A 20,767-nucleotide genomic window follows, 5' to 3' on the forward strand; every position below is an offset into this window, starting at 1 on the left:
CGTAATGTTTCACTCTGATCCTTATCATACCGCGCAACAAGGCATGGCTATGTTGAAATCTTCTGTGGTTCAGCTGCTGAAAATGCATCATCCAGAAGGACTCAAGAATTCTGAGCTAGGGCGAGCTTTAGGGATTTATATGGGACACAAAGGGCACGAAGGACATATTTCCAGGACTATTTTGTCCCTACTTGAAGCAGAGGGAACAGTTCTTCAGTCCGATGACAAAAAATGGCATTTGTCTCCTGCATTGATATATGGGTTGAAGGTTGCAGAATGATTATGGATATTTTTATTTTAAGTTTTTAAGGCTTCGAATCCATTCAATAAAGTTGTCTCCATCTTTTAAAGAAATTTGGTATCCTTTTTCACGAGCAGTTTGATGTGCAATAGGTTGAAAATCACTTGTGGTTACGACCATGGCCATATTGGCGTTATCGTTGAACATTCTGAACCAAAGGCGTGTTATCGGCTCAGGCCCCACAAGTCTGTGCGGAGCATATCGTTTACACTCAACAAGCATTAGTATGGGAGCCGCAGGTGTTGCGAGGTTGGCAATAATATCAACTCCGTTATCGCCAGATTGGGGCGTAAGCTGTATATCATATCCCATCTTGATTAGGATTTCTGCGACAGCCTCTTCAAAAACACGCGGATTAAGTCTAAATCTCTCCTCTGGATATTCAGCCAGTTTTCTCCATAGTTCTTCGTTTACACTGGTAATTAACCCCACATCATTATTTGATGAACCTGTCGCCTCATAAATCAACTCAATATTTTCATCACTAAGCGCATCTGCAATCCCATTTGCAAATTCAGTCGGCCTAGGTACAGACCATTGGGCCACAACCACCTGAGCAGGCCATCCTGGGGGAAAATAATCAAATCCACCATAGTTTGCCAACGACAATGGAAGGTGTGGGAACTTCTCAGTAATGATTTCAACGTCATCTATATCTACACCGAGTAAAACCATAACTTCCGCCGGGGAAGAGGATTGTTCGTACAAAGCACTTTTGACAGAGTCTACTACACGAATATTCCACCACCCTGTCATAAAGCCCCATTCTATGATTTCATCAAGGTCTATGGGGGATTCCGCAACATAAATAATTTCAACTGCTTCACGGGTTCCGGATTCAATGTCGTCCCACATGCTTTCATCCTCAGTCTATTTATGGCGATTGTACAAGTAATCTCTTTGAATCAAGTTTGTTTCTATGTTTGCGGAGCTGATATTAACCGAAACTCAAAAAGATATAAATAACATTGTTAATTACTTGGAAGTGTAAACCTCCCCAAGTTAGTGCCATCCGAAAGTAGAGTTTTCTTGGGGTGAATGAGTTTGGACATATTCGACTGGAGTCATGTCTCCGAGCGATTCATGTGGCCGCTCTTCGTTGTATTGCCGAATCCAGTCTTCGGTTATGCCCTTGACCTCAGATAACGTTGAAAACAGGTAAAAATCTAAAACCTCGTTTCGAAACGTTTTGTTGAAACGTTCAATGTATGAATTCTGAGTCGGCTTGCCTGGCTGGATGAATTCCAGCACAACACCATTTCTTTCGGCCCAATCTGCCAATGTCACCGAAATAAGTTCAGGACCATTATCCATTCTCATTTTTTCAGGAAAACCGCGCCATGTTGAAACTCTGTCCAGCACACGGGTGATCCTTCCTGCGGGCAGGCTTGTGTCTACTTCAATGGCCAGACATTCACGGCTGAAATCATCAAGCACATTAAAAGTTCTAAACCTTTGTCCACTCATCAGTGAGTCATGCATAAAGTCGATCGACCAGCAGATGTTGACTTTCGGCGGAACTGATAAAGTCTGAGGATTCCGGGAAGGTAAACGTTTCTTCCCCTTTCGCCGGAAATTCATTTTTAGCATGCAGTAAACTCGATAAACCCTTTTATGGTTCCAGCGGTGTCCTCGTTTGCGCAGCAGGACGAACAATTTTCTGAAACCGTAACGGGGATACCGATCAGCCAGCTTAAGAAGCATTTCAATAATTAACGAATCATCTCGCGAATTCGGCTTATAGCAATACACTGAGCGACTTAAGCGTAGTGCGCTGCATGCTTGCCGAATGCTGAGAAAAAATTCGTTACGAAGGTAGTCAACAAGCTCACGTTTCTCAGCTGGCTTTAAAACTTTTTTGCTATGACATCCTTTAGAGCTTCGTTTTCAAGGCTCAAGTTGGCAAACATGTTTTTAAGCTTACGATTCTCTTCTTCAAGATCCTTCAGACGACGAATATCGGAAGCTTCCATGCCGCCGTATTTGGATTTCCACTTGTAGTACGTGGCCTGACTAACCTTGTAATCTCGGCACACGTCTGCGACTTTGCGACCGCCTTCGGCTTCTTTCAGGATCTTGATAATCTGACTTTCACTGAATCTGGATTTCCGCATCGAAACAACCTCCTTCATGGCTGTCTTTATCAGAAATCTCTACTTTTCGCTGGGACTAATATACGGGAGGGCTACAGAAGCAGGGCGCTTATCTTTTGCAGGGGATACACTAACCACGGAGTGCTTTTTTTTAGATCTGTTCATGAAGTCGGGACTAGTCTTCATTCATAATGAAAATGTATTCAAATATTGTTGGTGCTTGGAATATTGTGTTGGGGAAGCTCTTAAGGGGTAATATGATTTACATTAGGTTCGAAGGGTGAAAGGGATATCTTTGCAGGGCACATCCTGAGGATCTCTTGAATGCCAATCTAGGATATCAATTTTGTACCCTAAGTTATTCTCTCCAAGTGTGATCTCAACAAATTTATCCGATAAATTGGTAGTGTCACTTAGATCTTTTGTTCCCCATTTTTTGAAAACAATTCTTAGTTCTTTTTCTCTAGAGTAGTCTTCGCCCTTTAGATAGAATGCACACATTCTAGAATTACGGCTTAGGGAAAACTTTAAGTTATATTTTTCTTTAAAAGTGTTTAAAAAATCCATAATTATTGGGATAGGCTCATTATCATTTTCATAATAAATTTTTCGAAAATCTGAATTTGAGCTAGTTGCGGTTATTTCAAATGTTAACCTAACTCCATTGTATGGTGCAAATGAGCTCCATAGATAATCTTCATCACTAGTTGACATACATATGCCTGCGTCAGTAAAAGAGGCATAATATAAATTTGGAATTATTTCTAAGTATTTCTTTTTATCTTCAATGTGATCACTAAGTCCATGGGTGTTATAAAATTGAACAATTTCATTGTCTGAGAATCTTTTTGCTATATTGTAAAATCTAAACTTCTTTGTTTTGATGATTTTCTGAGCTGTATCTAATGTAGTATAGTGGTATACTTTAGCTTTATTTATGGATGGCCATATGTTTTCTATGATTAATTTTGATACTCTCTCTCCTTTATGAGCGTCTATAATAACGTCTTGGATGATATCTATGTCTTCAGGTTTTATTTCTTCATTGATTTCATGTTTGACAAAAATTTCATTAATATCGGATGCAACCGCTTTTTTTAGTTCATAATTAGTCATACTGTTCTGCTTTTAGTGTTTCGCATTATAAGAAAAATATACTGATTCTCTTCAGGGAAATTGCTTCATATTTTCCCAATGTTTCTGTGTGCCTCACAAGGGGAAGCTCGGTGTTAAAAGATTTAATAGTAAGTATTAATATTTACCAGTCCCATCCCGACGCAAAGGAATAACCCTAGTATCACTGTCCCCAAGAATACGGCTCAGTACCTTATCCAGCACAAGCATGGTCTTGGTCTTCGATTTTAGATGCAGGCTCCGGTCATAGTGCTTCTGTCCGACTCCGCTACGGCCATGGTTCAGGAAAAGATCGAGGCGGTGGTCCGGTTCACCGGCATCGGCCAGCTTGGTCCTGATGGTTCTTCTGATGTCTCGTGGAGACCAGTGTTCCCGGTCATGCTTTTTATGGAAGCGGGTAATGGCCTGCCGCAGTGAGGTATACATGATCGGTTTAGCCGGATTTGTTCCCGGAAAGAGGAACTCGCTGTTATTATTTTCAAGCTGAGCTTCAATGATTCGGATTGCCCGATCCGAGAGGGGGAGGGCATGGAATTTATCGTTTTTTGTGCGATTCGGAGTAAGATTCCATCTTTTCTGCTCAAGATCGAATTCGTCTTTACGGGCCTCTACGCATTCCTTGACCCTTGCACCTCCAACACTGACCATCAACTGTAGTACTCGCGCTACCGGCAGTGATACATGATTTCCGGGAACAGTCATTTCATTAAATATGGCGCGGATCTCATCTTCGCTAAGGACTCTGTTTCCGACTTTCTTGGCCTGACGGTCGACAGCAACAGCGGCAACCGGGTTTGAATTAAGACTAAAGCAAACATCACTTTTCTGAGTGTAGTCATTCTCAATTCTCATTCCGTACTGAAATGCGCTATGCAGGTAGCTACGGGTATGGTCAGCAGAGCTGGCAGCTCCCCGGTTGTAAATTTTTTTCAGAACCTTGGTTATATCGGACGGGTTTATTTCGTTGGCCCTGTTCTTTCTGCCCAACCCTTTAGCAGCATTGTATTTGCCGGTTAAAAGCGATCTTTCCACTTGTCTCCATGTGTTCTTGCCCCGGCGTTTAAGGTCTTCAACGTAGTTGCGGAAAAGCTGTTCAACAGTGCCTTGGGACTCCAGTTCTTTGCGTTTTTTCTCAGCTTCTTTCTTTTGTCTTTGCAACTCGTCTTTAGGGTCGAGGCCCTCGACAAGCATTTTCCGCAGGTCTTCGATTTTCAGGCGTGCTTCAGCAAGGGATAATTTCCCCGCTCCACTGGCATTGGCGACTTTGATCATTCTACGCTTGTCACCGACATAATATTTAAACATCCACTCAGCTGAGTTAGGTCTTGTTCTCAGAGCAAGGCGACCGGCTCCTTTGGGAGCGTCTTCGGCAATTAGTCTTTCTTTGCCCGAGCGAATCTCTTTTTCGATCTGTTTGGCTGTAAAAATCATCTTAAACCCCCTCAAAATTTGGTGACGGTTTTGGTGACGGTATGGCAGCGAATTTACCCTGAATGACCTCTACGTCACTGGAGTATTATTTTACGGATTTGAAAGAGATAAATCAAGTATTCAAAAGGTTTTAAGTGTGCGTGTAGGTACACTCTGTGATGGGGTGTGAAAGTATGGAGTTCTTCATTCGTAACCAGCAGGTCGTCGGTTCAATTCCGATCGTTGGCTCCAGTTAAATCAATGGTTTACGTCTTATGGATGTAGGCCCTTTTTTCATTTCTGCTACCCTATTGCCCAAAAGGTAGCCGGGTGTAATTTTATTTTTGTGCGGGTAGCTTTTATTGCGTTTGAAGTGCCCTTATAGATGCCCGGCGTGGCTTGCGGGAGGGCTACAGTGCGTCCGAGACTTAAAATAATTGCAGATGGAAAAAGATTCAGCCTGTGCGCTCGTACCCTGCACAGCCAATAGAAACAATACTTCGTAAATGGTTACAGCAAATCAAATCATGAAGCTGAAATAGCGTATTTGCGTAATTCCTTTCTTCCATTCAAATCAAATTTCCTAGCCATTCGATTGCAGTATGTCTCTATAGTTCGGCGGCTCAGTCCCAGTTCGTCCGCAATCTCAGTATTTCCGAATCCCTGTCCCATCAAGGTGAAAATCTGTCTTTCCCGATCACTCAAGGACTCTTCTAATTTTTCCTCTTTCTCGCTTTGGTCCAAGCAGTGCACAACACAGGGACTGAGGTATCTTTTTCCTGCGGCTACAGTACTTATAGCTTCAAATAGTACATCCGCGTCTTCCTGTTTGGATACGTAGCCAAGAGCCCCGCAGCGAAATGCGCGATCGATCAGTCCGGCCTCTTCGTGCATTGAATAGACCAGTGCTGCGATATCAAGCCGCTCAAGATCAGGAAGCAATTCCAGTCCGCTTCCATCCTTAAGAGAGAGGTCGAGCAGGGCGATATCAAAATTCTGATTATTTAATACCTTCCGGGCCTCGGCGAGACTATTAACTTCTGCTGCTATCCGATGCTGACGTGTGCCCAGAAGAATTCCCAGCCCTTTTCGGATAGCAGGATGATCGTCAATGAGAATAAATTTTAGGGCGGAAGGATTATCTTTCATTGTCCACTTCTTTGTTTTTGTTTGATTTAATGCAGGGGGCTGTGCATCTGACAACGGTACCGCCTAAGGGGCCTTTTCCTATTGTCAGTTGTGCACCTATGACCTTTGCTCTGTGGTGCATGATACTTGTCCCAAGTCCACCGTCTTCATTTTTCGAAGCTCTTCGTCCTACCCCATCGTCAGTTACTGTCAGGGTAATGCTGTCGGCTTTGCAACAATTTAACTGAACGTGAATATTTTTGGCCTCTGCGTGTTTCGCTGCATTGGTCAGAGCCTCCTGAGCGACACGATACAAGGCAGTGATGTTTTCATTCATACATTCGTCGCATGGGCAATTCTGGTTGAAAGTGACCCGTATGCCTGTAGCCTTGGCTATGCTGCGGACCAAAGCCTCAAGCGAAGGTCCGGAATTCCCATGTTCAACAGGCCATAGTCCCCGGGCTATTTTATAGGCCTCCCGAGTTGAGGTCTTTAGTATTTCCGCCAATTCCGCTAATTCTGGGCCATCTTTATCTTCTACATGCCCATGTGACATAGCTGTTGCACGTAATCGGGCTCCAGTTAATTGTTGGCAAAGGCTGTCATGCAACTCGTGGCTGAGTTGACGGCGTTCTTCTTCGCTGATGCTGACAATTTTTTTCTCCAGCCTGTTTCTTTCTTCCATTTCTGCATTCAGTGACTGGTTTTTCTGCTCTAATTCAATGGAAAGGCGCTCAACAGAACTAAACGCATTGGAGAAGAGTTTGGATAATACCAGCGATTGAGAAAGTATAAATAAGCAAACAGCAGGCTCGACCAAATATACGGATTTTATGATTCCCATATGGACCAAAGGATCGTTAATACCTGCGATAAATTGGATAATTAATCCGGTTAACAGGATTCTTGCGCCGGTCCGCTTCCGTTTCACACACAGGAAAACCCGGTGCAGGTAATATGCAGCATAGAGAAAAGTCTGCAGCAGACAGACTGCAATAAACCAGTACAGTGGTAGGCCGGGAGCAAAGATAAGCAATACCGAGAAAATAACGATTCTGGCATCCAGTAAGTAGACGGGGAAAGAATGAAATTCATTCGGGTATATAGTCTTCAGAAAACGGTATAGTAGTGATGCCCAGCATACAAAGCAGGTTAGCGAGAAAATTTCCATGGACACCGAATTCCATCCGGGGAGCAGAAGGGAAATAACCCAGCGGGATGAGTTTGAGGTTACGCTGTAGCCGACTACCAACAAGCAGTATATACCGAAGTATAAGGGTGCTACGTCGCGTTTACGCCAGAAGTAAAGTACAAGATGATACACCCCCATAACCAGCATGCATCCGGCGAAAAACAATGAAATGGCCCAATCCCGTGTCTGCATCGCTTCTAACGGTCCGGGACTGGCAATGAGGATCGGTTCTCCAATCCCCCCTCTGCGAAAATGATAATTGGAGACCTGAAGAATCAGGTCGACAGGCTGTCCCCGCAGATGTACTTCCGCCAGTTTTAGTGAACGGGCAGGAGTTTCAGTTTCAGCCGATTTTCCCGGCAGTCCACTTTGTGCTATCAGCTTGCCATTGGCCCATAATTTATAAGCCTCGTGGATGTCGAAAATACGAAGAGTCAATCGCTCAACAGATTGATCCGTCAACAATCTCAGCCGGTATGTGGCCTGCCCGGTACTGCCAAGACGTTCTCCATCAATACTATGTCCACGCCATGTTCCGGGTAGAGTAAATAGTCCGGACAGTTCGGGTGATTTACTTCCTGAACTGAATTTCTCCGGCGTAAGTAGCCTGTCCCAATAAAATTCCCATTCTCCGTTAAGGGCGAATATCCGGCCTTTTGAAAAATCCTGCCCACGCAGGTCGATTACGCCACGCTTCGCGTAAGGTTTGTTTTCAGGTCTATCGACAGCGCAGCCTGTTAAACTCAGCACTAGCGCGACTATTAAAAAATATACGATCTTATGGTGTTTCAATTTTAGAATAGGAAACAAACTTTTTTTCACAACATGATACCCTGAATGGATTGCTAATGACTGAGTCTTGGAACAGCATTTCTTGTAAAGGTGACCATACAAAAGCAGAGCTTAACAGACAACTTCTATATAAAAGCAGGACAACGTCCGTACTTTGACGGACAGACACGTGCACAGTTCTATGTTATTTATTTATTCTGTTTTGATAAACTGAAAATCCTTAATTTCTGTTTGGAGATTTTATAATGAAGCTCCCATTAGTGTTTATGCTTCTGCTGTTCGTAGTAAGTGGTTGTGCCACTACGTCTGATCCATCGCCCAAACGTCAGGCATATGAATCAGCAAAAATCGTTTCAGCAACCAAGATAGGGCGGGCAAGCAAAGTCACTAGGACGTCAAAAGGCTCCAGCATCGTCAGCACAGCCAGATCCCTTCTCGGTATACCCTATCAATGGGGAGGCCGTTCTCCTGAAACCGGCTTCGATTGTTCGGGTTTCGTCTGGTACGTGTTCAATCAGTACGGGATCAACTTACCTCGTTCCTCATCGCAATTATTGTCTGTAGGTAGACCGGTTAATAAATCTTCTGTTCGTCCCGGTGATATTCTTATTTACAAGGTAAGCAAGAAAGGTAAATCTCTTCACGCTGCGATTGCTACAGGAAGCGGTACCTTTGTTCATTCACCCAGTTCTGGTAAGACAGTAAGCGAGGTGTCGATGTCGGGACCGTATTGGCGTGGACGTCTTATCGGAGTTAGACGCGTTCTTTAGACAACCTGACACGAGATGATTCCTCAATTTCCTAGGGCGTTAATCCTTTTCGTGATTTCAGAAACATCCTGCTGTAATTGGGACTCTTCGGGAGTGTTTTCTATCATTTCCTTTGCGAGCGACAAGGCGGATTTATATTCCTGCAAAGCTGCTCCGGTTCTGCCACTGGCTTCATGAATTTTTCCTATTTTGTAGTGTGTAACGATAGGATCACGTCGAAAATTATAATTATCAGGAACGGATTCCACCAACTGCTTTTCGATACCCAGAGCCCGCTCGTAAGCGGCTATTGCGTCATCGAATTGCCCTAACTGCGCATGCGCTTTGCCGAGATTTCGAAGCACAGACGACAATTCCCATTGATACTTGATGCTTGTGGGGTCGTCATGCAGCAAAGAATTGAGCAGATCAAGACTTGTGTGAAAAGTTGTAATGGAGTCAGCCCACTGACCTACCAGATCATATTGCTCTCCAAGAAGCTTGTAGCTGAGAAAAACAGCTTCCTTTCCTTTATTTGCGTCCAGTGAGAGAACAGCCTCTCGTGCCGCCATTTCATAACTGCGGGCTGTTTCAGCCTTATCAGCCAACCCAAGTTTATTAAGCAGACATCCATGTCTGTACCAAAGAAGGCATAGATTCCGGCGGACATCAATGTTTTCAGGGAAAACAGAGAATGACTTTTCACAATACTCAACACCCTGTTCATACGCTGTAGCAGCTTTCTCTGCCTTGCCCAACCAGACATACAGGTCCCCAAGCTTCAAATTTCCCACTACAATGCTCTGCAGCAACCACACATCGGCAGGATTATTGTTATGAAGTTTCTCTAATATACTGGTGCTTCTTACGTATGCGAAATGAGCCTTAACGCCTTTCTCCATGCGAACATAAAGGTCTCCGAGCCGCTCATTGATTACTGCCAGATCTTTTTGTGCCTGAAGATCTGAAGGATTATCATCTGCACGGGCTTGGAATATTTTTTCCGCAGTAGAGTAATTCACATAGGCCGTATCTACATCACCATTCAGGAAAGCTTCGTTAGCATTACGGCTTAATTCAACAGCCTGATCTCTGGAATTTGGTGTAGAATCGGCCAAGGATGTTCCCATCATGCCAAATGATAAAATCAACAGAAGAACCATAAATTTCAATGCGGCTTGCCACATACTCACCTGAACCACACTTACAATGATAGCCGGCTTGCTATCGTGCATCGCAACGGGCTTCAAAATAGTCACTCCTGATAATTGTTGATTCAATTAATTGTAGAGATTGCGAAGCGGCAATATTCCGGCTTCACGGGCTCCATTTATACTGATGTAGGTGACAGCCGAGGGTTCGTCTTTATATTCATTGATCGTTTTGAGGCCGGACCCCTGAGCCTGATCAAGGTCAGCACATGCAAGCAGAGTGGTTTCGATGGGGATAATCGGAGCGTCTTTTTCCGCGTTGCTGGAAACTCCAACCATCATATGACTTGGTAGGAGAATCAGATAGGCATTCAAGCCGATTTTTCTAAAAATAGAGGCAAGCAGCACAGCCCCGTCTGCACAATTTGCCTGTGCTCCACGAGTAGAATCTCCCACAAGGCGTACATGTTGCGCAGCTACCACAGCAGATTCCACAGACGTCGTCGAGATGGAGCTATACCTGAACCCTTTGTCTTTCAGAACTTTCCAGATCGCTTCCATTTGGAGAGCCACGTCCATTTCGTCTCCCTGGTAGCCTATAAATGCGTCTACATATCCTTTGCGCAGAGCCTCACTGAGTATTTCGTCTATGATGGGATCTCCCTCGTTAACGTAGGCAGCAAACATCTCTGACCAATCCTCAAAGTTTTTGCCTTCGTTAGTGTATAGTCCAAAAAAACAGTCATTTACTGAACGAACAATAACGGTTTGTGTATGCTCGCCGACTTCCTGGCCATTGACGAACACTCTTGCGGTAACGTCCTCAGGGTAGGGCTGGCGAATGGAGAGTAATTTTTCATATTCGTAGCGTAGATGCGGGCTTATTTCATATACCTTGTCTGCATCGGGAAGAGTCACTGTCATCTTCGAGGGGCGAATGAGTTTGGTGCTCGTAATTTCCACAGTTACCCTGTCTCCGGGATTCACTGCACGGATGAAAACAGAGGCCATAGCTAATGGTGAGCCGAATGTATTTTCTTTACGATTGACCCCGATATTTTCCGGATCAAGGGTGGATAGGGCGATAATAGCTGCAGGAAAGATCTGATCATCTAGCCCGAAAGCAAGAAGCCAGTCCCCCGGTGCAAAGCCTTCATCTTCATTGCCGGTTTCCGGCTGAGGTTCAGGCGTGGTTGCAGCATCTACCTCTTTATCATCAGTTTGAGCTGTTGGAGTTTCAGTCTGTCTGGATGATCTGGTTAAGTCAGTATCGGTGAACAATTCACCTGCAACGGTTTTATGTCCATCGGTTTCCCTTTGGTTGCTGACATCCCAGCCTGCCATCGCCTCACTGGAAATGAAGAGCAGCAACCCGATCAGCATGGCACACATTGCCGCACTGATTTGGCTATTATGATTTACGACTTTGTTCGATTGCCGAAGGTTGTTGAAGAGAAACCCCATTTTACACTCCATCAATTAAAATCATATCAATGCGCGATCTAATCATCTGCCAGCGTAACGACCGTCTCTACCTTGTCTCTCTGCGCTTGACGGGCGACCATCACAGCCATCCCAGCCATGAGCGGCAGGTATTCTGGAGCTCTGGACGATATAATAAAGTTATCGAAAATTACGTTGCCTAAATCAATATTCAGCTTTCTGGCAACGGTCCCAATTTGCTTACCATCAAGCTTTACCTGATAGTTGGAACCAAGGGTTGCGTTCATGCTGCGCAACTCCAACAGGCCGAGGGCAGTGTCGCCGACAAAATGGACATGATGAAAGATGAATCGTTTCTTGAGCCGACCTATTATATGGCCTTTTTCAAATAGATCGTACGTAGGCATGAAATGGAAAATTCGCTTGGTCAAACCGAAAAGTTCTTCTTCGCTGCCGGGCTTTGTGATGGAAAAGGTTTTACAGGGGACCAGTGCTTTTACTTCCAGCATTTCATTTTCATCTACATCGAACAGGGTAAACTCCTGTCCTTTCCAGCTGAAATCTTCATCAAAAATATAAATTTTTTCATCCTGATCGATACCGAGCGGGGTTATATCCACCTCTCCCGTATTGACAAACTCCTGAACTCGTTTTGCCAATTCGGGAAGAATACAGGCACTGACAAATGAATAGCGGATGACGTCTTCTAAGGTTTCAGGTTCCGGCTGGGAATCCAATCGCCATTTATCTTCTTCGCCAAACCTTATAAATGATGGCCTGTCGCTGAAGGCTACGTTGATGCTTCCTTTTCCGAACGTGTCGATATAAATGTATTCTCCATACACGTTTGGACCAAAGATAATTACCTTATTTCTAATACTTTTTATTTTACCGATCCAAGGCTTGCCGAGAATCGTCTCCAGCCCTTCAAAGGCGTTAAAAACGGCATCCAGCCCGACTTCTTTCGGGTTGGTAACCATTTTAACAGTATCATTCATGGAGTTATAAATGCTTGCGCAAGCAAATTGCAGACAGGTGAAAGATGTAATGAGTAGAAGTGTTGCATATGTGGTGTACAGAGTCATCTCTGAGTCTGTATCGACAATAAATGCAAGATAGAAATAGTAACAACAGAAGATAAAAGATCCAAAGGTAGCGGCCCACAACAATATTTTAATTAGAATTGATTTTAATAAATGCATGGCTTGTTAGCTGTCTGCAGCAGGTTTAATTGTTTTTTTTAATTTTTAATGTTTTCCAGGGACCACATGCTATAATCAAAACAAATCTCCAAATAAATCATCACCTTCGTCGTCATAATCATCTGAATCATCAGATCCGGCTTCGTCTGCGTATGACTCATCTTCGTCCATATCCCCCAACAGCGAATCGGCAAGTGTATCCAGTCCGACACTGATACCGGCAGTCACCAGCAACTGGGCCATTGCATCCTCGTCCAGACCGATGGAAGGATCATTTAGTTTTCCCTTCACATGCAAGGGGAGAGGGATGTCCTTGACGGTTTCCAGAATTTCGCCCTCGAGTCCGTCAAGAGAGCCCACTACGGTGACCATTGCCTTATAATCAATTCTGTCATCAGGAAGATCAGCCCAGCCGGCTCCAGTGGATTCCACCAGTGGGGAATCAAACAACAGATCATTATTAATGATATGCCCGTTCTTCAGTGTCGCTGAAGCTTCAAGGCTTGAAAAATTGAAGTTGCCTGTTTCGTTTCCTTCTTCATCTGCCCCCATAATTTTGTTCCAGCTATCACGGATCATCTTGGCAACATCTACGCCTAGAACCGCTCCTTCTGTAACAGCAAAGGCAGCAGTTCCACTCACGGTTTTCTTAATTCCATCAGGTGTTAATCCTGATCCTGTAAGGTTATATTTAATAGAGGCGGTGCCGCTTATCACATCCTTACTGAGCAGGTCATGCAGCAAAGATCGGGTATCAAGTTTCTGCAATGTGCCGCTTCCGCTCCAAAGGGGAGTTTCGCTATTTGCGTCAAGCCGGGTTTGGGCTTCAAATTTTCCGTTATAGAGATTTAAAAATGGAGCCACGGACAGAACTCCGTCATGAGCATCGACCTTGATGAAAATGTCTGTGGTTCGAATATTCTTTACTTTAAAACGACCTATTTTAAACTGAGCATCCAGAATCAGATTACGAAGTGCATCCAGATTCGGTTCCGTCACAGGTTGGGCAGAATCAGGGGATTCAGTTTCCTGTTCAGGCTTGTTCCCTGATTCCGGTTTTGTTTGCGAAGGCAGGTAACGGTCGGCATCAAAGGCATCAACCATAGCGTTTATGGAAATCTGAGGTGTGGCGAAATCAACAATTTTCCCATTAGCTGTAAGCGTGCTGTCGTCGAGTCTGAGTGTTAGGGCTTTCAATTCAGCAGAATTGTCCGTTCCACCAAATTCTATTTCAGCTGAAAACCGTTTCAACGCGTCGGAATCCGACATGTCGGAAATGTTTGCTCCAAATTTTGTTATTAATTCGCGTAGAGATGTTTCCGCCAATTGTACGCTTCCGGAGAAAGAAGGGGGCCCGTTCTGAGCTACGGCATGAACCTGCCCTGTAATACTCAGGGCAAGAACTGACAAAGCAAGGTTATCAACGGCCACTGTTTTTGCTGCAGGGTTTAATTGGATATTGCCTGAAAGCTGTGGCTGGAGAGTAATATTCGGCTGATCCAATTTGAATTCAAATCCGAGTTCGAATGGAAAGCTGGAAGTTCCCTGAATAGCGCCTAATTTTAGGTTGAGATTGCCGATGGATGTCTTGGAATCTTTCTGTAAATCCGTGTAAAGCAGGTTGGCGTTGGTAATCTCGACGCCTTGAACAGAAATATCTTCAAAGTTCAAAACGCTGCCACCGTTTTCAGGATCTGCGGGAAGATCAGCAGAAGCAATATCTGCTTCTTTACTGTTACCAGCCAGATCATCCCAATTGGAGATTCCCTGCGAATTTTTCACAAGGTGCAAAGAAAGGCCATCCAATATGACTTTGCCGACAGACACCTTACCGGACAGGAGCGGTATCAAACGCAGAGAAATTTCCGCATTCTCTATGCGGGCCATATCATGGTCAGGAAATCCCGGAGCATTACCCAAAGCTACGGCTCCGACTTTAAAACCGATATACGGATAAAAACTCAGTCCGATGTCGCCATTAAAAGTTAACTCACGTTCGGTTTTTTGCCGGATCAGTTGGACTATTTCATCCTTGTATTCATTGGGATCAACTATGAGCGTGACCAGTAAGATACCAGCTAGGCAAAGGGTCACAACAGCGGCGCAAGCAGCCAGTATGATTTTGACGATTTTCTTCATAGCCCGGAATTCCTTCTTGCATTGAAATGAAGGGAACCCTAATCGAAACGACCGGTTCCATCAGTAAAGAGCGTGAGTGAATCAAATTCTCTAAAATCAAGTTCCATGAGAGCCAATTCCTGACCTTCGTCATCAATGAGAGCTAAATCCAAATCTTTGGGGGCGCCGGATACGGATATTTTCAACCCCTCACCGGGGCGCAACACATCATCGTCCAGCAGATTGTCACCCCACCATTTCTCTTCAGCGGAAGACATGTAAACCGCGCGTATTTCGAAATTAGTTTCATTAAAAATAACGATATCCTTTGCTAGAGCTGCCCCCGTCAACAGTACGGAAAAAGCCAATGTCGCGGTCAGGGTAATCCACTGCCTGTTCTTCACGATCTTTTCCTCAATATCTGTTTTGTGTGCTGGTTTTAAAAGATTGGCTGTTACTGATGATTGTCATGGCACTATTGGGTGCTTTTAAACAGAATCAACAAGCCGATTGTTCTTGCTTGGGCGGACATACCAGTAGAGCAGCAACAATGCTCCAATTACGGTAAATGTAAGCAGGAACCACCAGCCGGAACGCCCGACATCATGCAGGCGCCGAACGCTGACAGCCATGGTAGGAATAACGGTGATAAAAATGACTATATTTGAGGCAAGCAATGACCGGGTCAGGGGATCGGTACTGCCGGAAATAGCTGTGTCGATTGTGTAGGCGATCATGGAAAGAATCCATGTAAAGAGCACCCAGTACCAAAACTCCGGCCTAGCTGCACGACCCTTAAATGTCGCATATTTCCGTATGCATATCTTAACAGCTTCCATGAATTCCATTCTATAAATCTCCTTGGATTTGCATCTCTACTTATTAAAAATCAAAAACAGTGTCTGTCCGCCAAACTGCGTACAGGGTAGGCTTACTTTCTGCTTTTTCATGATCTTTGGATTTCCGAGGGGGAGAGCTAATCAAGAACAACAACGGTAACAGAAAGGATTCCTGCAGCCGTGTTGCCAATCGAACTGAAAGCAGCGCGCGAGAGGTCAATGATGCGTCCTTTCGTGAAAGGACCGCGATCATTTATCCGTACGATGACGCTTTTCCCATTTGCCACATTTGTTACCCGTACCCGTGTTCCGAAAGGCAATTTTCGGTGTGCGCCAGTCATCGCTTTTTTATCGTACAGTTCTCCGCTGGCCGTCGATCGTCCTTGAAATTTATCAGCGTAGTATGAAGCTTTCCCTGACTGAGTATAGCTTGATGATTTTTTTGCCTGTACCGGAGCTGAAGCGCAGCCGAAACAGATCAAGCTCAACACGACAAGAATTGCTGGGAGTATTCGCATTAGATAATCCTTATTGAGATTATTGCTTGTAGGAAGAATAGTAGGGGCTCCCTACTATCCCTCCGTAGCGAGTAATTGTTATTCGTTGAGTGAGTCTTTAAGGATTTCGTTGACTTCCGGAAGGTTTGCTTCAAATTCCTGTTTTTCGCCGGTCTTTGTGTCAACAAATACCCATTGAATTCTGTCCTGGCCGTCACCGATTTCTTGGCAGGTAAATGTAAGTCCTACCATGTCTTCACCTTGGGCATCGTTGGAAATAGTGATGTGGTAGCATGAGTTATTGTCGCACATGCCCCCTAAGTAATAGTTGCCGAAATTAGGATCTTGAGCGGGGGGACTGATCCAGAGTCCTTCCTTTCCCTGACACAGACTGTTGGCTTGGGCGACAGAAACAAAGAGTATGCATACCAGTATTGCCGAAAATATTGTTGTAAAAAATTTCATCATATCTCCTTACTGCAATTCAAGGTTATGGACCCGCCACTCCAAGTCCAAATAAAGGTTATGAATCTTTTCCAAAAAACAACCTAATCTTCCAGTGGCCTTATAGAGGACTAATAGATTACAATTCTGCTTCTGTCTGTCCGTCAAAAGACGTACATTTGACTATGGTCCTGCTACAAGATCGTGAACACACGGTTATGCCGTGGTCCTTACTTTCACAGGAGAACCGAATGACCAAATCAAAACGTCATCTAAACGTTAAAGGCTGATGGTCAGTTTGATGTTGCTCAAGCAACATCAAAACCTGAGTGATGAGTGGGGTGTAGAGGTCTGGACGCAGAACACTTCACAAGGAGGAAAGGAGGCTTCGTTTTTTCTGTCCGCAAAGTGTACGCAAATCTGCGTACAAAACTCGGTAGTTTTAGGTAGTTTTCGGCAGGTTTGAAATTGATCTGAAACAGCGGTAGCAAGATAAATAAAGGGTTTAAGGACGTTATCGGCTGTGAATTTTCGGAAAAGTTGTGCAATGAAAACGTAGATAGACGCGCGAAGGATTGGTGACGGGCAAAAGTGGGAAATAGCCGGAATTCAGCATAGTTGTATATATGACTGAACTCCGGCCACTTTCTTTTTTAATATTTCCTTTCATGTCTTGAGGAAATTTATCCGTAGACTGTCTTTGAAAGATAATAAAGAAGCACAGAAATCTGTTTTCAACCAAATAAATGTAATCCGATGTTTGGTAACATTTTGTTACTCGAATAACGTCGGTATTCTTTTAGCTGATTCCATCTGACTTTTGGGTATTATGAATCCTTGCCAGTTTAAGGCACAGGTATATATTTATCGTATTTTAAATGGTTTATGCCAACCTCCAATTGTCACATGGTTGTTTGAAAAACATCCCCACGATGTTTTCAATAAAAAACCACCCAATACAGGATACGTGTTTAATAGCAAATAATAAGCCAAAGAGTAATAATCTTTTATGTCGGCAGTTTGCCTATTTGAGAAAAAGTTTCTAGTGGTTCATGATTGAACCACTAACATTAAGTTGTTTGTGATTTATTGGACAATTAAGCCTGATTTTGATCCATCACCCCTTTATTTCAGCATGTTGTGAAAGTAGAAGGACCTTCTGACACACTGTAAATGTTAAATAGTCATAATGACACTCATGTTCATGGTGATTTGAATTGAAGAGGGTTGCTTAAGCATGTTACTACGGGTGGAATAATTATAAAATTCATGTTTTACAGTTAATTATGATTATTTATTTACGGTGCTCAAGGGTAAATGTTTAGGTTGAGTCTCATTCCTTAGGTGTGTTGCATTCAATCGAACCACTGGTGCGAAAAGGAACCAGCTTGCATTAATGTTGGCCCGGTAGTTTATTGTTATGTGAGAATCTTATGGCAGATGCTGTATGGTGAGGAAGACCATTATGAATTTGAGGCTTAAGGTATTGAGTGAATCCATTGATACAAAGCAGGGGACCGTTATGGCGGTTCTTGCTACTGCTTTTTTTTCAACTTTCGGGGTTGGAGCATATACTTTTTCTTTGTCTTTGAGCACAGAGTCTATTGGATTATCCGCATCCTGGCTTGGTCTTGCCTTCTCCGGATATTTTTTGGCCCGTCTTGTTCTTGCGCCACTGGCAGGGTGTAGTGCGGATTATTTTGGCCCAATCCCTCTGCTGCGATGGGCTTGCGGGGTCGGAACTGCTGTTCCGTGTCTTTATCATTTTTTCCCAATGGTGGAATCACTTGGCATAATTCAGATTTGTCTTGGATTCTGCGCGGGTATAGTTAAGCCGGTGAGTATGTCCCTACTTGGTCAGTGCGCTGGGCAAAAGGAGAGAGGACGCTTTTTTGCCCTATATAATACATGTTTATACTCTGCATTCATCATTGGTCCAATTGCCGGAGGAGCCGGGATCGGGCTTCAAGGGAAGCTGGGATTTCTATCCTTGATGTGGCCCGCGCTGGGGATGGGATTATCATTTGTAGCGCTTTTAATGAGCAAGGCCGAAAACACTCCAGTTTCGACTGAAAAACAAAAAGAAAACGAAGGATTGCCGTGGCGTAAAGCCGGTTTTATTTCTCTTCTTCTGGCCGTGTTGGGTAGAACGGCAGGAGCTTCCGTTGTAATTACTTTTCTGCCCCGGTTGATCAATGAACATTTTGGCTTAAGCGGATATTTTGCCGGGTTTCTCTTCGCTCTTCCTAATCTGGCTATCATTTTGGCAATGCCCGTAACAGGACGCTGGGCTGATTCGCGTGACCGTGCCGGGTTGACTTTTTTGGGCATGGGATTTTGTGCCGCCTGCCTTTTTGGTCTGGGACAGCCTGTTTCGTTGTGGATTTTTTGTCTGCTTGTTGCGGGTATGGGATTCGGGTCAGCATTGTCGCTTCCGGCTTCCATGTCTTTGGCTGCTGACATGGGAGGAGCGAAAGGGCGCGTTATGGGTGTTTTTTTGGGAGTATCTAATCTCGGTTTTGTTCTTGGGCCGGGGATAGCCGGATTTGCTGCCGAGGCTGGCGGCATGGCCGATGCTTTTGAGCTAACAGCCCTGTTTGGTGGATTATGTCTGCTGCCCACGTTTATTTCCATGAGTAAAAGGCTATATGCTGTTTGATTTTAACGTATTGATGCTATTTTAAAGAGGTATGCAGTAAATTTTACTAACTGGTTGACCTTGTTTATTTCTTTAGATATGGAATAAGTCCAATACAAAAACTTCGTGCGTAATTCCCCACACTTTCCGAGAAATCTACTCGGAACGCATTGAAGCTTAATTTAGTCCCCACACCACCCATCAAGGAGACGTCTTGGCGCATGCGCTGAGACGGGTTGTACTGTTGCACCCGTTTTTAAGTCCGTTAACCCTTTAGGGACAAGGTGTATTCTCCATGATAAAACTCAAAAAAGGACTCGATATTCCTATCTCGGGCGAGCCCGCACTGGATATTTTCGAAGAAAAATCTCCCAGTACCGTGGCTGTCCTCGGTGGCGACTATGTCGGAATGAAACCGAGCATGGCCGTTGCGGAGGGAGATACGGTCAAGCTGGGACAGCCCATCTTTGCGGATAAAAAGATTGACGGCGTCGTCTTTACCGCACCGGGAGCCGGAAAGGTCCTTGCTGTTAACAGAGGTGAGCGCAGAATTTTACAGTCTGTGGTCATCGAGCTTGATGACGCTGCCGGCGAAGTGGAGTTCCCGGCATATGATTCAGACAAGCTGCTCGGTCTGGACCGGGAAAAGGTTGTCGATAATCTAGTGAAATCCGGTCTTTGGACCGCGTTTCGTACGCGTCCGTTCAGCAAGACTCCGGCCCCGGAATCCGAACCGCGTTCAATCTTTGTCACAGCTATGGATACCAATCCTCTGGCTATGGACCCCGCTCCCGTTATTTGGAAAGAATCCGACGCCTGGTTGGATGGTTTGCGTGTACTTACCTGCCTTAACGATACAATTAATGTCTGCGTTACCGGCGGAACTGCGCTGCCCCTGATTCAGGAAGTGAAGATGCATATGTTCTCGGGGCCGCATCCTGCCGGTCTTCCCGGAACCCATATTCATTTCGTTGATCCCGTAGGCCCTTCCAAGACGGTTTGGCACATCGGCTATCAGGATGTCATTGCCATAGGTAAGCTCTTTACCTCAGGCAGGCTTTCCACCGAACGTTATGTCGCTCTCTCCGGGCCGATGGTTAACCGCCCGCGAATCATCAAGACCCGTTTAGGCGCGAATCTTGATGAAATGCTGGCCGGTGAACTTAAGGGCGGGGCTGTCCGGGCCATTTCCGGTTCAATTCTGACCGGGACAAAAGCAGAGGGCCCGCTGGCCTTTTTAGGCCGTTTCCACAATCAGGTCTCAGCCCTTACCGAAGGCGGGGAAAGTGAACTCTTGGGCTGGTTGGCTCCGGGATGCGATAAATTCTCCGTCAAATCCGTATTTGCCTCGGCTTTCAGTAAAAAGAAAAAGCGTTTTGATATGAATACGCTTTTGGGAGGCAGCCACCGCGCCATCTTCCCCACCGGCGCTTATGAGCAGGTAATGCCGCTGGACATCCTGCCGACTTATCTGGTCCGGGCTATGGCAGTCATGGATACGGATGAAGCACAGGCTCTCGGGTGTCTGGAGCTGGATGAGGAAGACCTCGCCCTGTTGTCCTTCGTGGATTGCGGCAAGAATGATTTCGGGCTCATGCTGCGCGAAGTCCTCACTCAAATTGAGAAGGAAGGGTAA

General features: G+C 44.8%; 18 protein-coding genes. 4 read left to right on the forward strand and 14 right to left on the reverse strand.

Annotated elements, in window-relative coordinates; all coding sequences use genetic code 11:
• Positions 1-4 precede the first annotated feature (4 nt).
• Positions 5-280, forward strand: a complete 276-nt coding sequence (locus tag ACNI23_RS17065) for a hypothetical protein (RefSeq protein ID WP_420250485.1) — start codon at positions 5-7, stop codon at positions 278-280.
• 12 nt (positions 281-292) lie between these two features.
• Here the strand turns inward: ACNI23_RS17065 and ACNI23_RS17070 are convergent, their stop codons facing one another.
• The 6 genes from ACNI23_RS17070 to ACNI23_RS17095 form a co-directional block, all read right to left on the reverse strand.
• Entirely contained in the window at positions 293-1,156 is an 864-nt protein-coding gene (locus ACNI23_RS17070; RefSeq protein ID WP_420250486.1) for a restriction endonuclease, read from the reverse strand.
• A gap of 147 nt (positions 1,157-1,303) precedes the next feature.
• A protein-coding gene (locus ACNI23_RS17075; RefSeq protein ID WP_420249022.1) for an IS3 family transposase occupies positions 1,304-2,415 on the reverse strand; the annotation gives its coding sequence in 2 pieces (ribosomal slippage) (positions 1,304-2,154 and positions 2,154-2,415; 1,113 coding nt in all).
• 246 nt (positions 2,416-2,661) lie between these two features.
• The gene (locus ACNI23_RS17080) at positions 2,662-3,510 is read right to left on the reverse strand and encodes a hypothetical protein (protein WP_420250487.1); all 849 of its coding nucleotides are present in this window, start codon (positions 3,508-3,510) and stop codon (positions 2,662-2,664) included.
• A 135-nt stretch (positions 3,511-3,645) separates the two neighbouring features.
• Positions 3,646-4,959 carry a tyrosine-type recombinase/integrase gene (locus tag ACNI23_RS17085; RefSeq protein WP_420250488.1) on the reverse strand — a complete coding sequence of 438 codons (1,314 nt, stop codon included), beginning with the start codon at positions 4,957-4,959 and terminating at the stop codon, positions 3,646-3,648.
• Positions 4,960-5,463: 504 nt separating this feature from the next.
• On the reverse strand, positions 5,464-6,087 hold the full coding sequence (locus ACNI23_RS17090) for a response regulator (protein WP_420250489.1): 624 nt from the start codon (positions 6,085-6,087) through the stop codon (positions 5,464-5,466).
• The gene (locus tag ACNI23_RS17095) at positions 6,077-8,008 is read right to left on the reverse strand and encodes a sensor histidine kinase (RefSeq protein WP_420250490.1); all 1,932 of its coding nucleotides are present in this window, start codon (positions 8,006-8,008) and stop codon (positions 6,077-6,079) included. The genes ACNI23_RS17090 and ACNI23_RS17095 overlap by 11 nt, the downstream gene beginning before the upstream one ends.
• Before the next feature lie 308 nt (positions 8,009-8,316).
• On the opposite strand from ACNI23_RS17095, the gene ACNI23_RS17100 reads away from it, so the two are divergent.
• Complete coding sequence (locus ACNI23_RS17100) at positions 8,317-8,820, forward strand: C40 family peptidase (protein WP_420250577.1); 504 nt, start codon at positions 8,317-8,319, stop codon at positions 8,818-8,820.
• 23 nt (positions 8,821-8,843) lie between these two features.
• On the opposite strand, the gene ACNI23_RS17105 is transcribed toward ACNI23_RS17100, so the two are convergent.
• From ACNI23_RS17105 to ACNI23_RS17140, 8 genes are all read right to left on the reverse strand, one after another.
• Positions 8,844-10,049, reverse strand: coding sequence for a tetratricopeptide repeat protein (locus ACNI23_RS17105; RefSeq protein ID WP_420250491.1), 1,206 nt, complete (start codon positions 10,047-10,049; stop codon positions 8,844-8,846).
• A 30-nt stretch (positions 10,050-10,079) separates the two neighbouring features.
• Positions 10,080-11,414 carry a hypothetical protein gene (locus ACNI23_RS17110; RefSeq protein WP_420250492.1) on the reverse strand — a complete coding sequence of 445 codons (1,335 nt, stop codon included), beginning with the start codon at positions 11,412-11,414 and terminating at the stop codon, positions 10,080-10,082.
• 38 nt (positions 11,415-11,452) lie between these two features.
• The gene (locus ACNI23_RS17115) at positions 11,453-12,391 is read right to left on the reverse strand and encodes an LURP-one-related family protein (protein WP_420250493.1); all 939 of its coding nucleotides are present in this window, start codon (positions 12,389-12,391) and stop codon (positions 11,453-11,455) included.
• Between the two features lie 279 nt (positions 12,392-12,670).
• Positions 12,671-14,734 (reverse strand): AsmA family protein, encoded by a 2,064-nt coding sequence (locus tag ACNI23_RS17120; protein WP_420250494.1) that lies wholly within the window; start codon positions 14,732-14,734, stop codon positions 12,671-12,673.
• Between the two features lie 38 nt (positions 14,735-14,772).
• Complete coding sequence (locus ACNI23_RS17125; RefSeq protein WP_420250495.1) at positions 14,773-15,117, reverse strand: hypothetical protein; 345 nt, start codon at positions 15,115-15,117, stop codon at positions 14,773-14,775.
• Positions 15,118-15,201: 84 nt separating this feature from the next.
• Positions 15,202-15,561, reverse strand: coding sequence for a DUF805 domain-containing protein (locus ACNI23_RS17130; protein WP_420250496.1), 360 nt, complete (start codon positions 15,559-15,561; stop codon positions 15,202-15,204).
• 128 nt (positions 15,562-15,689) lie between these two features.
• The gene (locus ACNI23_RS17135; RefSeq protein WP_420250497.1) at positions 15,690-16,070 is read right to left on the reverse strand and encodes a septal ring lytic transglycosylase RlpA family protein; all 381 of its coding nucleotides are present in this window, start codon (positions 16,068-16,070) and stop codon (positions 15,690-15,692) included.
• A 78-nt stretch (positions 16,071-16,148) separates the two neighbouring features.
• Positions 16,149-16,514 (reverse strand): hypothetical protein, encoded by a 366-nt coding sequence (locus ACNI23_RS17140; protein WP_420250498.1) that lies wholly within the window; start codon positions 16,512-16,514, stop codon positions 16,149-16,151.
• Positions 16,515-18,015: 1,501 nt separating this feature from the next.
• On the opposite strand from ACNI23_RS17140, the gene ACNI23_RS17145 reads away from it, so the two are divergent.
• Together ACNI23_RS17145 and ACNI23_RS17150 are read left to right on the forward strand one after the other, a co-directional pair.
• The gene (locus tag ACNI23_RS17145) at positions 18,016-19,152 is read left to right on the forward strand and encodes an MFS transporter (RefSeq protein ID WP_420250578.1); all 1,137 of its coding nucleotides are present in this window, start codon (positions 18,016-18,018) and stop codon (positions 19,150-19,152) included.
• Positions 19,153-19,426: 274 nt separating this feature from the next.
• A complete protein-coding gene (locus ACNI23_RS17150) occupies positions 19,427-20,767 on the forward strand; it encodes a Na(+)-translocating NADH-quinone reductase subunit A (protein ID WP_420250499.1) in 1,341 nt (446 codons plus the stop codon).

Origin of the sequence: Maridesulfovibrio pacificus (SeqCode), assembly GCF_048612815.1 — a bacterium.
Lineage (GTDB): Bacteria > Desulfobacterota > Desulfovibrionia > Desulfovibrionales > Desulfovibrionaceae > Maridesulfovibrio > Maridesulfovibrio pacificus.

What these genes read in the sequence shown, in the direction of transcription:
- ACNI23_RS17065 (WP_420250485.1), top strand. Translation starts at nt 5, where the DNA reads ATGTTTCACTCTGATCCTTATCATACCGCGCAACAAGGCATGGCTATG.
- ACNI23_RS17070 (WP_420250486.1), bottom strand. Translation starts at nt 1,156, where the DNA reads ATGTGGGACGACATTGAATCCGGAACCCGTGAAGCAGTTGAAATTATT.
- ACNI23_RS17080 (WP_420250487.1), bottom strand. Translation starts at nt 3,510, where the DNA reads ATGACTAATTATGAACTAAAAAAAGCGGTTGCATCCGATATTAATGAA.
- ACNI23_RS17085 (WP_420250488.1), bottom strand. Translation starts at nt 4,959, where the DNA reads ATGATTTTTACAGCCAAACAGATCGAAAAAGAGATTCGCTCGGGCAAA.
- ACNI23_RS17090 (WP_420250489.1), bottom strand. Translation starts at nt 6,087, where the DNA reads ATGAAAGATAATCCTTCCGCCCTAAAATTTATTCTCATTGACGATCAT.
- ACNI23_RS17100 (WP_420250577.1), top strand. Translation starts at nt 8,317, where the DNA reads ATGCTTCTGCTGTTCGTAGTAAGTGGTTGTGCCACTACGTCTGATCCA.
- ACNI23_RS17110 (WP_420250492.1), bottom strand. Translation starts at nt 11,414, where the DNA reads ATGGGGTTTCTCTTCAACAACCTTCGGCAATCGAACAAAGTCGTAAAT.
- ACNI23_RS17115 (WP_420250493.1), bottom strand. Translation starts at nt 12,391, where the DNA reads ATGAATGATACTGTTAAAATGGTTACCAACCCGAAAGAAGTCGGGCTG.
- ACNI23_RS17120 (WP_420250494.1), bottom strand. Translation starts at nt 14,734, where the DNA reads ATGAAGAAAATCGTCAAAATCATACTGGCTGCTTGCGCCGCTGTTGTG.
- ACNI23_RS17130 (WP_420250496.1), bottom strand. Translation starts at nt 15,561, where the DNA reads ATGGAATTCATGGAAGCTGTTAAGATATGCATACGGAAATATGCGACA.
- ACNI23_RS17135 (WP_420250497.1), bottom strand. Translation starts at nt 16,070, where the DNA reads ATGCGAATACTCCCAGCAATTCTTGTCGTGTTGAGCTTGATCTGTTTC.
- ACNI23_RS17140 (WP_420250498.1), bottom strand. Translation starts at nt 16,514, where the DNA reads ATGAAATTTTTTACAACAATATTTTCGGCAATACTGGTATGCATACTC.
- ACNI23_RS17145 (WP_420250578.1), top strand. Translation starts at nt 18,016, where the DNA reads ATGGCGGTTCTTGCTACTGCTTTTTTTTCAACTTTCGGGGTTGGAGCA.
- ACNI23_RS17150 (WP_420250499.1), top strand. Translation starts at nt 19,427, where the DNA reads ATGATAAAACTCAAAAAAGGACTCGATATTCCTATCTCGGGCGAGCCC.